The sequence below is a fragment of the Sedimentisphaera salicampi genome, from assembly GCF_002117005.1.
GTDB classification, from domain to species: domain Bacteria; phylum Planctomycetota; class Phycisphaerae; order Sedimentisphaerales; family Sedimentisphaeraceae; genus Sedimentisphaera; species Sedimentisphaera salicampi.
The window spans coordinates 1,072,482-1,086,059 of record NZ_CP021023.1; the positions used below are offsets into that span (position 1 = coordinate 1,072,482).

General features: G+C 43.3%; 9 protein-coding genes, 1 tRNA gene and 1 pseudogene. 1 reads left to right on the forward strand and 10 read right to left on the reverse strand.

Features of this window, described 5'->3' with window-relative positions; translation table 11 throughout:
- Window positions 1–3: 3 nt before the first annotated feature.
- The 5 genes from STSP1_RS03965 to STSP1_RS03985 form a co-directional block, all read right to left on the reverse strand.
- On the reverse strand, window positions 4–300 hold the full coding sequence (locus tag STSP1_RS03965) for a DUF167 domain-containing protein (RefSeq protein ID WP_085755107.1): 297 nt from the start codon (window positions 298–300) through the stop codon (window positions 4–6).
- On the reverse strand, window positions 284–616 hold the full coding sequence (locus tag STSP1_RS03970; protein ID WP_123806975.1) for a hypothetical protein: 333 nt from the start codon (window positions 614–616) through the stop codon (window positions 284–286). The genes STSP1_RS03965 and STSP1_RS03970 overlap by 17 nt, the downstream gene beginning before the upstream one ends.
- A gap of 220 nt (window positions 617–836) precedes the next feature.
- Entirely contained in the window at window positions 837–2,060 is a 1,224-nt protein-coding gene (locus STSP1_RS03975) for a permease (protein ID WP_085755109.1), read from the reverse strand.
- A gap of 2 nt (window positions 2,061–2,062) precedes the next feature.
- Window positions 2,063–2,620: a hypothetical protein gene (locus STSP1_RS03980; RefSeq protein WP_085755110.1), complete on the reverse strand. Its 558-nt coding sequence runs from the start codon at window positions 2,618–2,620 to the stop codon at window positions 2,063–2,065.
- Window positions 2,617–4,305, reverse strand: coding sequence for a metallophosphoesterase family protein (locus STSP1_RS03985; protein ID WP_085755111.1), 1,689 nt, complete (start codon window positions 4,303–4,305; stop codon window positions 2,617–2,619). The genes STSP1_RS03980 and STSP1_RS03985 overlap by 4 nt, the downstream gene beginning before the upstream one ends.
- 669 nt (window positions 4,306–4,974) lie before the next feature.
- On the opposite strand from STSP1_RS03985, the gene STSP1_RS03990 reads away from it, so the two are divergent.
- Window positions 4,975–5,047: transfer RNA gene (locus tag STSP1_RS03990), tRNA-Lys, on the forward strand.
- A gap of 307 nt (window positions 5,048–5,354) precedes the next feature.
- Here STSP1_RS03990 and STSP1_RS12815 read toward each other — a convergent pair.
- From STSP1_RS12815 to STSP1_RS04015, 5 genes and pseudogenes are all read right to left on the reverse strand, one after another.
- Window positions 5,355–5,519: pseudogene (locus STSP1_RS12815) on the reverse strand (tyrosine-type recombinase/integrase); the annotation flags it as partial.
- A 679-nt stretch (window positions 5,520–6,198) separates the two neighbouring features.
- The gene (locus tag STSP1_RS04000; protein ID WP_161491598.1) at window positions 6,199–7,761 is read right to left on the reverse strand and encodes a sulfatase family protein; all 1,563 of its coding nucleotides are present in this window, start codon (window positions 7,759–7,761) and stop codon (window positions 6,199–6,201) included.
- A gap of 62 nt (window positions 7,762–7,823) precedes the next feature.
- On the reverse strand, window positions 7,824–9,638 hold the full coding sequence (locus STSP1_RS04005; RefSeq protein ID WP_085755113.1) for a sulfatase-like hydrolase/transferase: 1,815 nt from the start codon (window positions 9,636–9,638) through the stop codon (window positions 7,824–7,826).
- A gap of 29 nt (window positions 9,639–9,667) precedes the next feature.
- Window positions 9,668–10,438 (reverse strand): hypothetical protein, encoded by a 771-nt coding sequence (locus STSP1_RS04010; protein WP_085755114.1) that lies wholly within the window; start codon window positions 10,436–10,438, stop codon window positions 9,668–9,670.
- 126 nt (window positions 10,439–10,564) lie between these two features.
- Window positions 10,565–13,459 (reverse strand): GxGYxYP domain-containing protein, encoded by a 2,895-nt coding sequence (locus tag STSP1_RS04015; protein ID WP_085755115.1) that lies wholly within the window; start codon window positions 13,457–13,459, stop codon window positions 10,565–10,567.
- Window positions 13,460–13,578 lie beyond the last annotated feature (119 nt).

A 13,578-nucleotide genomic window follows, 5' to 3' on the forward strand; every position in this document is an offset into this window, starting at 1 on the left:
TTTTCACTCCCTGCAAATTTGCATAATTTTTTCCGGCTCTGCGCCGTATATCTTGAGCCTCTTAACAGGATTGGACGCACCTGATACAAGCTCAATATCCTTTTTCTTTGTGTTTAATCGTGAGGCCAGATATGAGATAAGCTCTTTGTTTGCTTTTCCTTTTTCCGGCGGGGCCGCCACCTTCACCTTGATCAATCCATCAAGGCTGCCTGAAATCATTGTTCTGCTGCTGCCCGGAACAATCTTAAACCCAAGCTCTATCCAACCTGGGCCTTTGTCTATCTTAAGGCTGCCCGCCATCTGAACTTTCTCCACCTTTAGCCTTCATAGAAATATCAAGAGCGTTCTGAATATATTTCTCAATCTCCCCTGCCAGCATGCGCACATCTCGAATCTGAAAAAGCTCGGTCTCAACAAGCTTCTTTCCGGAATCCTCACTGCCGCTGAGGATCTCAACGACCACACGATTCCGGCTTTCTTCTGTTTGAAATTCGGATTCATTCTCCGGCCGCTTTATAACCACCTCGTGGTTCGGGCTGAGCATAACGAGCTTAAGCCCAGTGTAAACAGCTGCCGGAAAGAAGTTTGATAATTCTGAGAGAACATCCATTTTCAAATACTCAGCCGGTTAAGACTATTTAATCCTTCATATTCAATTGGGTAAAACATAATGATATTATAATACTGCAAAAAACCAAATTCAAACTCGTTTTATATTTTGTAATCATTTTTATGTGATTTTTTAAGGAAAATTGCCAAATAAATGGAAATAAACCAAAAACTATCAGGCTGTTTGCTTAAAAATCGGCCAAAAAGCAATTCAAAATTCTAAAAATTTAATAATTTTTCATTAACTTTTTAACGGGCTGGGCTATATATTTCTGGAACAGGTCGTGTTTCCTTCTTACATGGCATTTTGCCCCGCATGAATCGCCCTGCCCGTAGCTCTTCCATACGCAGCATTCGCATGGATTTACCAGAAAGTGTTTTACCTTTTTGAAAAAACCAAAGCCAATCACTGCGAAAAGCAGAAAACCGAAAGGCCAGTGCCATCCGGGCACCTGAGCTTCCCCCACATCAACCCCCTCTCCAAATATCACCGGCACGCAGCACTGCTTAATCACAAGCTCGCCCTGCTCCCTGAAAGCCCGGTACTGATAATCGGGGAAGACAAGCCTGTCGGTAAGGTATCCCGCAGCTATCGCAAGCACAATCAGAGCTCCTGCATAATAAACAGCGGGCTTTTTCCCCATTGATTTGCCTATTGCGTAGAGCTCTCCGAAGTTTGTAGCCGGCCCTGCAATCATATACGCCATCGCCGCACCGGGAGAGGCTCCCATAAGCAAAAGACCCTGAATTATCGGGATAGAGGGGATGCTGCATGCGTAGGTGAAAATCCCGAGAATAACCACATAAACCAGTGTAAACAAATCCTGCTGCCCGAGCCATCTCGAAATCCACTCCATAGGCAGAATTGCTAAGATAATCGAAACAATGCCAAGCCCTATCAGGATATCAATGCAGATATCTGCTCCCAGATCAAAGAAAGACCACCTTACAGTTTCCAGAAGCTTGCCTGTCCTGCCCTTTTCAGCGAGTTTGCTGTGGTATTTGAATTCCATATTCTCGCAGCGGGGGTCGGACGAGAATTCGCCTTGCGGGGAAAACAGTCTGTTGCCGAGCCAGCCGATAATCAAAGCCCCAACAACAGCAGAAAAAATTAATGTGAGCGTAATCTTGAAACCGAGGAGCTTTATCGCAAGGACAATCAGAACAGGCGAGAGCACCGGCGCGGATGTCATAAATGCAAGCATATTCCCTATCGCCGCCCCGCTCCTGTACAGCCCGATTCCAAGGGGTATCGTGCCGCAGGAACAAAGCGGAAGCAGGCATCCTATCCCCACCGATTTGAGCAGAGTGAGCGGGGAACGTCCGCCTAGATTATTTTGCAGTACGCTTTGAGGCACATAGTTCCGCACCGCCCCTGCAATCAGCATACCCAGTATTACATACGGTGCGGCCTGCATAAGTGAATCAAAGAAGATCGTAAAAAAATCCATAGTTACTCATTCTCTATAAGCGAGCACTCAGCCTCTTCCACAATGAAAGCCGCCTCGAATGGTTTCGAGGTGTCTATCCGGAAACGCCCACTTACGCGGATAATAGCCGCAGTCATCTCGATGCGGGATAAAACCCACGGCTCAACAAGATTCACCCGCACACGATACCTCATCATAACCTCAGGCAGGATTGTGCAGGCATCAGCGATAGATAATGAAGGAACGAGAAAGAAATATTCCACAGAAACCTTATCCCCCGAAGCAGTGCAGCCTGAGCCGTAAAACATAGCCGCACCTGTGAGCGTAATTTGCTCGCCGTCCTTTCGGCGGAGCTTTTCCGGAATGTCAAATTCTGCGTTCTGATTATCTATCAGCGTTGCACGGACGCGGTAAAAAGGTTCCCACCGTTTATCCGCCTCGCTGGCCTTAACATTATCCAAAGCGGGCACTCTTTCAGAGCCGCCCACTTCGATTTTGCTCAGCTCTATAAGATATAAACAGGCAATAACAGCAAGGCTAATCAGAGTTATTGCCCATTTATTTGCTTTGCCGCTATTCATTTAATCGGGTGGATTTTCCAGTCGTATTCGCCGTCAGCGGTTTTTACTCTTGTTACCGTGCGCGGCCAGCCTGTCATCTGCTCAGCACCGGATTTGGTAACATCGCATTTCCTCGGCCAGCATTCAAATGTAACGCTTTTATCTTTCTTATCGAAACGGATAAGCCCAAAGCCGTCTTTTAGAATGTCGTTTTTGATATCGGGGTTGGCGTATGCATACATAGTAATCTTGTTATTGAACCCGTCGAGATAGTCGCCGGTGTATTTGAGCGGATTATTCGGCTCACGGTTTTTGCCGGGCTCCTCGTCAGCCGGAGACCACCAGCGGTGGTAGTAGGTGTTAATAATAGCAGGGGCAACGAAGGCAAAAGGCCCGTCGCGAAATTCATTGATGCCGTGGCGGACAAGCGTTGTCAGGTGCTGGTCGCCTGCAAGATGCACGGCGCCGGCCTTGTTTATTAGCGTCAAGGCCTTCTTCCGCCCTGTCTGAGGCCATCCGTTGCTGTCAAGGTCTGCGTGTAGCAGGTTTTTGAAGTTACCGTGACGTGTAGCTGCTCCGCAGAAGCCTGTTTGTGAGAGCACGGCTTTGAGAGGCGCTGGCTCATCCGCCCAGTCGTTCAGGAACGTAAGCTGCCTGTCTCCAAGGAGCTTGAGCCCCTCAAGATCGATTGTTTTCGGATCGTAGGAGGTGTCTCTAACGTGGTCTGGTCTTGGCCCCATCTGCGGTATCTTCTTGGCTGGTCCGCTCTTGAATTTACGGTCTTCGATAATCGCAAAACTCACTTCACCAACGCTGAGCTCTGTATAGTAAACATTGATGCCCTGCTTAATTGGCGTAGGGTCGTAAGGGTCGGGCAGGTGCGAGGTCTGGCAGCGCTCTACCATCTTCACGTAATCGGGATCGTAGAAATATCCGCCGTGGTCGCCTGCAGGGCTGAGAGCCTTCTTTCCGCCTTCGCCCCAGAGATTGCCCTGTCCGATATCGTGGTCGTCGGGGATTGTAATGCACGGGCGGTCGCGGAAGACATCACGAAACTGAACTCCGAAAAGCAGCCATGCGGCGGTATGCTCGCGGTGGTCGTAGCTCTGGTCGCCTGCAAAAAAGAGCAGGTCTGGGTCGAGAGCCCTGAGGTTGCGAACGTAGTTCTCACGCATACCCCTGTCCTTGTTGGAGTTGCAGTTGAGCGATGCCACTGTAATCTCATCTTTGTTTACAGGGTCTTTGCGGATAAGCCCTTCAAACTCGGCCTTTTTCCCATGGCGGAGGCGGTAGCGAACGTCTTTGGTTTCATCCCAGTCTTCTATCCGGAAAAGGCAAGACCAGCCTATATCGTTCACATTCTCGCGGGCGGCTTCCTGCCACTTCCCATCCCGCATAAATTCCAAACGCACTGTACGTGTTTCGTTTGGGTAGAGCGGGAAAAGCTGGGCGGTAAGCTTGAGAACGCTGTCTTCAGTTGTGTACATACCAAAGCAGATCACCTCATCACGAGGCACATCCACATCAATAATCTTATTGGGATTGTCCTTAATTTTCTCAGCATGATTCCACCAGTCATTCACGCAATAGGTATCAAGCTTCTCGAACGGAGCCTTAACCGGCGGTTCCATTTCAGCCGCCAAAATTCCTGCCTGAATAAGCAATACATAAACTATAAATGCTGAAAAATACTTCTTCTCTTTCATGTTAGAGCCTCTCATAAAAAATTAATAACTAAAGTGAACTTCAAAATCAGCTTTCTGCAATAAAACTTTCTTAAATATGAGCTTGATTCATAATGTATATGTCAAAACAGGTTAAAATTTTACGAATAATTTATTAAGCTTTCTCAAAGCATAAAAACTGCGAGCTGATATTTTATAGTTTCAAGCCAATTTTCGATTCCTTTAAGCAGAGGGACAATGCCTTTCTCTGCATTTTTGCAAATACAATTATCTATAGAAATACTGCAAATTATTCAGTTGGCTGATTCAGGAAAGCCTCAAAGAACGAATTCCAAATCCCCAGCCGAAACGCTTAAGTAAAACTCCGGCAGGACAAGGTGCAATAATAATAACCATCTGAGAATTATCAAGCGAAACTGAACCGTGGGAAAATCTTTAGAGTTGGACTTTTTTCAGGATTAATGCCATTAAACCCAAGAGCTGAAGATTTTGAACAATTTCATTCAATCATCAGAGGCTTAGGATGAGAGTAATAGCACAGCAGTTAATTTTGAATCAGCCAAAACTGGGCTGCTAAAGAAGAAAAAAACTTTAATTTTAAAATAATTGAATATGCAGACGTGTTTTTGCTTGCATTGAGGGCTATTTTCTGTATTTTATGCCGTCTCGCCTGAATTTCGGCATTTCATTGAGGGTGTAGCTCAGCTGGTAGAGCAACGGCCTTTTAAGCCGTAGGTCTTGGGTTCGAATCCCAACACCCTCACTTCTTCTTTATCCCCTCTGAAGCACTCAAAATCGCCTTTTTGAGCCTCCTGAGAGGGTTTTGACGCACTGTTATCAGCGGCAGTCAAAGCCGGTGTATTGTTCACAGAAGTTCGCCCAAAATCACCTCCTGGCGCACAGCGGGTGTCCCACAGGGTGCCCACTGAATCACCCGAATCTTCATAAGCTTCAGGCTGGTTTCGAAGGCAGGGAATATCATTGCGGTATGTTGATTCCTGCGAAGACTTATCGATCTCCGGCAGCACATCAATCCCTTCTCGAAGACTATCCATTTCAAAGTGTGAGTATATGTTCATCGTAAGATTAATATCGCCGTGCCTTAAAAGCCTCTGGGCAATTTGAGGAGCTACACCTCCCGAAGTAAGAAAAGTGGCATAGGTGTGCCGCAGAGAGTGAAAATCAGCGACGCTTTTTTCTGACTTCGGCGGTAAATTTTCATAAGTGCTTATCAATAAAGGACTGGATTTTTTGCGCAGGCACTACAACCCTGATTTTTTCAAAGAGAGTCATTGACGATTATAAATCTTAACCTCACTTAAGCCGCAATAACCGCCGCCCCAATCGCTGTTGATCTTTAATAATATCCATCTGGCTGGGTAGTGTAAAATCTTTTCTGGTATGCTAAGCTGAAAGAAAGTAACTTGAAACAGGTAAACGAAAATGATGACGTTTACGATGTAATAAAAGTTTCGCTTGGTTCGGGCAGCACTTAGCTAAGACAAAACACTGGCTCAGGAGCAAGCAAATAGGATGTTCATCCCAATCAGATCACTGCTTGAAAGCGAGAGACCTTGGAAGCACTGCCTGAAATTTTGAGCACATAGAAAAAGCGGAATAAGCAGGACAACCGGCAGCTTAAAGGGGTAGTTAAATTTGGATTATATAGAAAGTTTGGAAAAACAAGTACAAGACCCGATTAGCCTGATATATTCCGAGTATTTCCCGAAAAACTTTGATTTTTCAGGTACGACTACCTAAGTTGTGAACCTGTACCTGCACTACAAGAGAATAGAACTGAAGCCGTAGAAAAATATACGGCAGCCAGCTCAAAAACGTTCTTACTGTAAGCCGAAAACACTTAAGGTTTAAAACGGGCTTTTACACCACTACTCTAATGAGAAATCTGTAAGGTCAAGACCATTTGAGAGGTATAGTTTTCTCAGAATACCACTTGAAAAACGGGTCCTCAGTTTTTTTAAGCCAATCAAGCAGCAAAGTATCAAGTTTTGAAAATAATGCCTCATTTTCTTTTTGTTCTAGCGGATTCATCTGGTAAGGATCTTTTTCTAAATCATAAAGATGGAGCTTGTATTTATTTCCGATCATCTGAACAACATAGCTGTATCTTTCAGTTCTCAAACACCTCCAGACACCGCTTGCAGAGAAAATATTGTGTTTTTCTGCGAGCTTATATTCATTATCAGAGGGCTTGTCTCTTTGCAGGAGATAATCATAAATCACAAACGTCGATTCAGGCCTTTCAACCCTGCCTCCTTTCAAAACGGAAGAAAAATCTTTACCTTGAACTCTATCGGGAACAGGAATATCCATCAATCCCAGCAGAGTAGGCATAAGATTGACATTATTAAAAAGCATATTATTATTGCGGGCTTTCACCTTATGAGGCCAACTTACCATCATTGGTATGCCTATGGATTCCTCATACCACGTGCGTTTCTTCCATCTTCCATGTGAGCCCACCATATCGCCATGGTCTGAAGTATAAACAACAATAGTATCTTCTGCCAGTTTCATTTCTTCCAGATAATTCATCAATCTGCCGAAATTATGATCAATAGAAGTTACCGCTCCAAAGTAGCCCTTAATAATGTTTTTATTGTCAGCCTTGCCGTTTCTATGCTTACGTTCGAAATTCGGGCGTTTAGTGGTTTCCATATCTGCATATAATTTTTCATATTCTTCCGGTGCAAAAAATCCCCAGCTGCTCTTCTCTACAGGTATATCTTTTCCTGTTGGATATTGTTCTCTTCCGAAATGCGGCGGATTATAAGACAGAAACAGAGCAAAAGGCTCATTTTTCTTAGTCTGTTTTTTTATGTAGTCAATTGCAACATCTGTTTCGTGCTCAGGCTGCCATCTCTTCCCGAGAACAGGCTCATTCGGATCATCTTCATAATAGCAAAGATTGAACAGGTAATTGTAGCATTCGTTTGCGTGCCAGAAATCAATATAAGGCCTTCTGCTGCGGGGACAATACTCGCGAAGATAATAGACAATATTATTGTGGTCTGAGGCCACTCTTCTTTTATTGTATTCTCCATGGCTTATTTCGGAGTCGTGTTCTTTATGGTGAGAATCCAAATGCCATTTACCCACATAAGCCGTATTGTAGCCGGCATTTTTCAAAGATTCGAAGATAGTCGGCACATTATCAAACCATACGTGTTTGTTCTGCATAACTCCGTTAGATATGTTATACATTCCTGTCCACATTGTTCCCCTTGAAGGGCTGCATATCGGAAAGGAACATAAAGCATTTGTGAAAACCATGCTTTTCTCAGCGAATTTATCAAAGTTTGGCGTATAAACGGGATCTTCATTCATAAAACCCATCGCCTGTTTCCTATGTTCATCAGACATCACAAACACAAGGTTTGGTTTTTTGACTTTTCGTTCATCCTTTGCTGCTGCAATTGAGCTCTTATTTAAGCTGCTGCCTGAAAAGGCTGCCATCCCAAAACCCGCAGATTTTAAAAAGTTTCTTCTTGTGAGGGTCATATTCAAAACTCCATTTATTATTGATAACTGATTTTTTTGACAAGATTTTTTTCATTGATCCAAAGGACCATAATGTATTCACCTTTGGGGTAATTGGAAATATCAACAACTAACCGATCCTCTTTTAAGGTTCGGGAATCGAAAACAGTTTTACCACCCCAGCTTCTAACCACTACTCTCAGATCAGCTTTTTTCTTAAATTTGATGTTAAAAATTCCTGTACTGCTTTTGTTTTCCCAATTTATAATTGTGTTTTTATATTCGGCGATACGTCCTTTCCAATACTCATTAGAGGAAGATTCCTGTTTTGACATGAACTTTTCGAGTTCATTTACATCGGCGCGTTGTTCGAATGCTTTCAAAGCTGGGTCGTTTGTTTCAATCATCCAATTTTTTAGCCGATTTCTGAGTTCATTTATCTTTTCAAAATAAACAGAATCATTGATGAGATTGCGACGGGCAGCAGGGTCATTTTTGAAATCATAGAATTCTTCTAAAGTTCGTTGCATAAGCATACTTATCCTGGCTTTGAGTTGCGGATCTTTTTCAGCAGCTTTTTTCATAGCCGAAAATGTCAGCCCATGGTGGGTGTCTGTATGAAAGTGGCGGTCAGTTACTGCCCAAGGATTAAAAATATAGCCGAACCTTTCGGTTTGAATACATCTCATTGTGAAAAAGCGATAAGGCCCATGACCGTTGTAATTTACATAACCCGAGCCCGCATTATACTGGGTGAATACCGCATCACGGTCAAATTGGGGCTTGCCTTTCAAAAGAGGTAAAAAAGACCTTCCATCCATACCTTCGGGTTTTTTGACACCGACAGCATCCAAGACAGTGGGCATGTAATCTACAGTTGAAATAAAATCGCTTTCATTGATACTGCCAGGCTCGATCTTACCGGGCAGTCGAATGATCCATGGGGTTCTGGTGCTGAATAAATAACAATTAGTTTTTGCAAAAGGAAAGGCCATTCCATTGTCTGAGAGGAACATAACCAAAGTATTTTCAGTTAGTCCGTTATCATCAAGAGATTTTAAAACTTGGCCTATACTGTCATCACAACGTCGAGATGAACTGTAATACTGAGCTAATTCTTTTTTTATTTCAGGCAAATCAGGAAGAAAAGGGGGAACCTTGATCTCTTCTTCAGTGAAAATTTTTGAGGGAGCAGGATTGCTTTTGGCGATCCACCAGTTCTTTTTTTCCTTTTCGCTTCCGAAAAATGGTCTGTGTGGATCATGGGAATTGGCCATTAAGAAGAATGGTTTCCCCAAGGAGTTAGCTTTTTTAAAAAATCCATTGCTTTGTTCATAAAACAATTGCGGATTTCGGCCAAAATTATTATCTATGTCACCTGCGATCAAATAATCCCAATGACCTTTATAAGTATCACCGAAGTTTTCAAAATTCGGCCCGTGACCTCCGATTGTAGCCTTTCCGATGATGCCATTTAAATAACCGTCATCATGCAGGCACTCAGTCAGAGTAGGTACCTTATTATCGATCAACTGAAATTCCATTACCCCGTTATTGTGTTGATATCTTCCTGTTTGTATAACTGATCTTGATGGAGTACAAACAGCGACATTGACATGAGCTTTTTTGAATATCATTCCCTGGCCGGCAAGCCGATCAAGATTGGGAGTGACATTAGGGATATTTCCGCCAAAACACCCAGGTGTGTCATAAGCCATGTCATCGGCGGTAATTAAAAGTATGTTCAATTGATTATTGTTTACGTTTTTTACATCTGAAGCTAAACTACTTTTGAAACATAAGCCACTGACCGCTAAACCGACAAATTTTAGAAAATCTCTTCTCGAATGCATAAATCCCTTTCTGATTTAGAGACATAATCTTATTTTACTGAAATTTCTATTTTATCTAAATAGACATAATCCCAGTTGCTGTCGGCTTGGCAAATAAACCTGAGCTTTGAATCCGAAGCAAAATTATAATTAGAGCTGTCCAGCTCAATAATTTGATGGTAATATTTGCCGTTCTCGAAATCAGCTCCTGCAGAGAAGCTTTCAACTTTATCCCAAGAAGAGCCGTTATAGAATTCAAGCTTAAAGCTGTCTTGGTCTTCCAATTCCATTGAACTGGCCTGATACCAGAAGTTAACCTTTAAATCCTGAAAAGCTGTAAGATCTGCCAGCTTAGAAATCAGAGCTGAACTCTCGCCGCTGGATTGGATTCTGACAGCCCCCTGCCCTTGATAAGCATACCCGCTGGCAGGAATATGAGAGCAGTTGTATCCTCCGCTGAGGAAATTGCCAAATCCTGTTTCAAAATTATCATAGCTTAGCCTTGTCCAATATTCAGGGGACTGGTAAAGTAAACTGATGAAATCTTCTACTCCTGTTATTACAAAATTAGGGCCTAATCGATTTTTACATTCCTGTGCATAATCAATAATATGGTTTCCTGTATCGTAAACGGTTATAAAATAAGGCGGAGACTTTGTTTGTGCATAGCTTTCTATAAGGTTTACGATATCAAAGCCTTCCGGAGCCTTTCCTGATGGGTACCAAAGGCTGTAATCATCGCTGCATCTTACCACAGCCGTACCGCCTTCAAGATAAGTATTAATGCCGCCTTCTACTCTCGTGCCGGTAAAACATTCCACAGATGGTGCATATTGTTCATACGTTTCAACGGTACTATAATCCCAAGGATTATTTCCCGCTCCCCAAAGATCTACAAGCTGCAGTCCGGTACTTTGAAAATACTGCTCTGATAGCGAGGCGAATTCCTACAGGTTTGGAAGCCTGTTAAAGAAGGCATAAAATGCCCCAGAAGGCCCAGCAAAGAAAGAATCTCTCGGAGAAGCTGTGGACTTATAATACTCATGTATCGCAGGCCACTGCTCTGAAGCTGAAGCCTGCATACCCCACGCAATCGGAACCTGCCCCCTTGTGGAATCCAGCCAAGGGGCCCTAGGCCCCATAAATCCCGTTTGGGCTTTGGGAGTATCACCCTCGCTTACCTGAAACAGCACATAATATTTGTTTCCATCTAAGGTTAGACCTTTCTCCGGCTGCCTGAGGTATCTGTCGGCAGGCTTTTCAACCGGCACAGATGCCCAGAAACTCAGATTGCTTGCCCCTCCTGTCAATATCCATCCGCATCCTTTATCGGAAAGAGCCTGGGCAGTTTGCCATTCATATTCGAAATCCCAAGTTCCATAAAATGTTGCCGGCGAATCCACATAATCAAGTATTTCATCAGTTATATCCCTTTGAGGGCCCTGATGTTTTACCTGACAGAAATAACTTCCATTTTTTATTCCAAAATCTGCAGAAGACCATCTGGCATCATCCCAGCTGAAAAAATTTATATCTGAAAATGCAGTCTTGCGGTCTGTTCCTTCTATCAGATTATCCAGCGCCCAGCGTCTTGCCTGATGTTCGCTGCGCCAGTTCCCGCGAAAGTCATAAACAACTGTCAGATTTTCGAAGCATAGTTCATTCCCTTTAGCTAATCCCGGGGTCCTATAGTTCAGCATAGAGGGAGTAACAGGAAGGAGGTTTTCTTTTCCTGCTAATGTCTGAGCCATCTGCATTTCGGCCAGATCGGCTATGTACGGATTGTATAAAACAAGCCCGTTTATAACTCCCTCTTCTGAGGCGAGTTCAATTAACTGATTGAGCGACTTGATTTGAGCAAAATTGAATCCTTTCTCATTTTCCAGATAATTAATCCATTCGCTGTCAGCCTGAGGATAATACCAAGTTGAGCGTGTGTTGCAGAACAACCTTGCGTCTGTTCTGTTCATCAATCCCTGAACAGCCATTGCAAGCTTCTGCTCAAAGTAGTTAAGACGAGCGGAATTCCAATCTAAGAGCCAATCACTGCTCACATTGAAGCTTAGGATTTCTCCTTTCCATGTGCTGTTTAAGGTGCTGCTGACTTGATCTACTCTCCAGTAGTAGGTGCTGTCTGGATTCAGTCCGTTAATCTGCACAGAGGTGTTGTCTAATTCTTGGTGCCCCAAATATTCAGGGCTTGATTTATCCGCACCGCTTACCGAATCATAATCAGTACCAAAATAGATTTCATGCCCGTCTGCATAGTAACCAGACCGCCATTTCAATATAATATCCCCGCTTTCGGCAACCGGATAAAGTCGTTCATTGGCAGGTTCAAAGCCCCAAGCAGTTATAGGCCTTACAGTAAACGACCAGACCTTGCCTTTTGTCAATTCGCCGTTTTTGATTTCATCTATTCGCCAATAGTAGGATTCCCCTTTTTGCAGAAATGGGCTCTGCCAGGAGTTCTGATCTGCAGGTTTCTGTGTTTGGTACTGCTTAGAAGATGTGTCAGCATTTTTAACCTCATTTTTATCAGTGCCAAAATAAATATGAAAATAATCTGTTGGGTTGCTCCCCTCTTCCCAGCTTAGAATTTCGCTGGTTTTGTTAATGCACCCTCCATCCTCAGGGAAAGGACTGTTAGCAGTTGCAATGCCATTATTTTCAATTGCAGCATCATCGAAATAAACTACAGCATCGTTTTGAATTCCATTTTCAACAAGAAGCTCAAATTTAACAGTGTCAACATTTCTTTCTGAAGGCACCTGAGTCATCAGGGAGTAGGGCTCAAACGATGAAGTTGGAGTAAAGGACTGAGTAACAGTGCTTATTCTTTCGCCGCCTGCCTCAAAGAGCTGAAGTTTTAAGGCAGCCTGCCTTTCAGAATCTCCGCAGGCGTATGTACGGGCCGTAATTTCACTACCTCCAGGGAATTTGTTGTAAAACCATTGACCAGCTATTCTGAATTGGCCAGAGTTGCCTGGGGGAGCAGTTATCTTCATCAACCATTCACCCGTATGCTGTTTTTCATCACTGCGGAGAACATTTTCCGCCTGCTTCCAGTAATGAGCGTTCTCAAAATCCCCTCTTTCAAAGCCTGCGTTTACTAAAACTTTCTTATGCCAGTCCTTCGAAAATCGTGCGAAATCGAGCAGATCAACTTTCTGATCACAGTTTATATCAGCAAAAAGCCTTCCCGGATATTTAACAGAAACATCATCGATGTAAACATTACCTGATCCAGTGCCTCCATTCATAACCTGAATACGCAAAAGATTAGTTCCTTCTGGAGCTTTAGCTTCAAGCTGACCTTTCTTCCAAAGGTTTATTTCATCCTGATTTGACAAGAACCATTCAGCTTCGCTCCCAACTTTCTGGTTATCTTCGAAAAACTCAATTTTTATAATAGCATTTTTGCTGTATGAAGGTTCTGTATATTTCGCGTGTGCCGTGAGAGTAAATTTTACGCCACCTACATTTAAGTAATCACCGGAATTATCAACAAAATCTATATCCTGATCTATGTGAGTCCATACAGCTTCATCTCTAACGAGCATCCCCCAATCTCCGCTTCGACAATGCTCTGTTTGCCTTTGGCCGTTAGAATTTTTGTTGGTGTACCAGTGTTTGGGAGCCGCCGAATCACTGCCAGCCAGCTCAAAACCCCTGTTCAGCAATACTTCAACGACCGGCCTGCCCTGCTCATAGAGCCAGTTCTTGGCCAAATATTTCGTGTCATAAGAATCGATCCGGCTGTCTGGATAAATATCACTTGAAACTGCTGAAACAAATGTACAACAGAAATGAAATAATAAAGCAATGCTTATCAAACGCATTTTACCCCCAAAGCAGTGTATAAAAAATAGATTACGCAAAATTTCACCGGCAATTTAAAATATTCAATTTTTTCTCATTCATTGAACCATTAATAAGATATACTACCGAATTTCAAAAC

Excerpts from the sequence above, each read along its gene's own strand:
- STSP1_RS03965 (WP_085755107.1), bottom strand. The coding sequence starts at position 300 with ATGGCGGGCAGCCTTAAGATAGACAAAGGCCCAGGTTGGATAGAGCTT.
- STSP1_RS03975 (WP_085755109.1), bottom strand. The coding sequence starts at position 2,060 with ATGGATTTTTTTACGATCTTCTTTGATTCACTTATGCAGGCCGCACCG.
- STSP1_RS03980 (WP_085755110.1), bottom strand. The coding sequence starts at position 2,620 with ATGAATAGCGGCAAAGCAAATAAATGGGCAATAACTCTGATTAGCCTT.
- STSP1_RS03985 (WP_085755111.1), bottom strand. The coding sequence starts at position 4,305 with ATGAAAGAGAAGAAGTATTTTTCAGCATTTATAGTTTATGTATTGCTT.
- STSP1_RS04000 (WP_161491598.1), bottom strand. The coding sequence starts at position 7,761 with ATGGCAGCCTTTTCAGGCAGCAGCTTAAATAAGAGCTCAATTGCAGCA.
- STSP1_RS04005 (WP_085755113.1), bottom strand. The coding sequence starts at position 9,638 with ATGCATTCGAGAAGAGATTTTCTAAAATTTGTCGGTTTAGCGGTCAGT.
- STSP1_RS04015 (WP_085755115.1), bottom strand. The coding sequence starts at position 13,459 with ATGCGTTTGATAAGCATTGCTTTATTATTTCATTTCTGTTGTACATTT.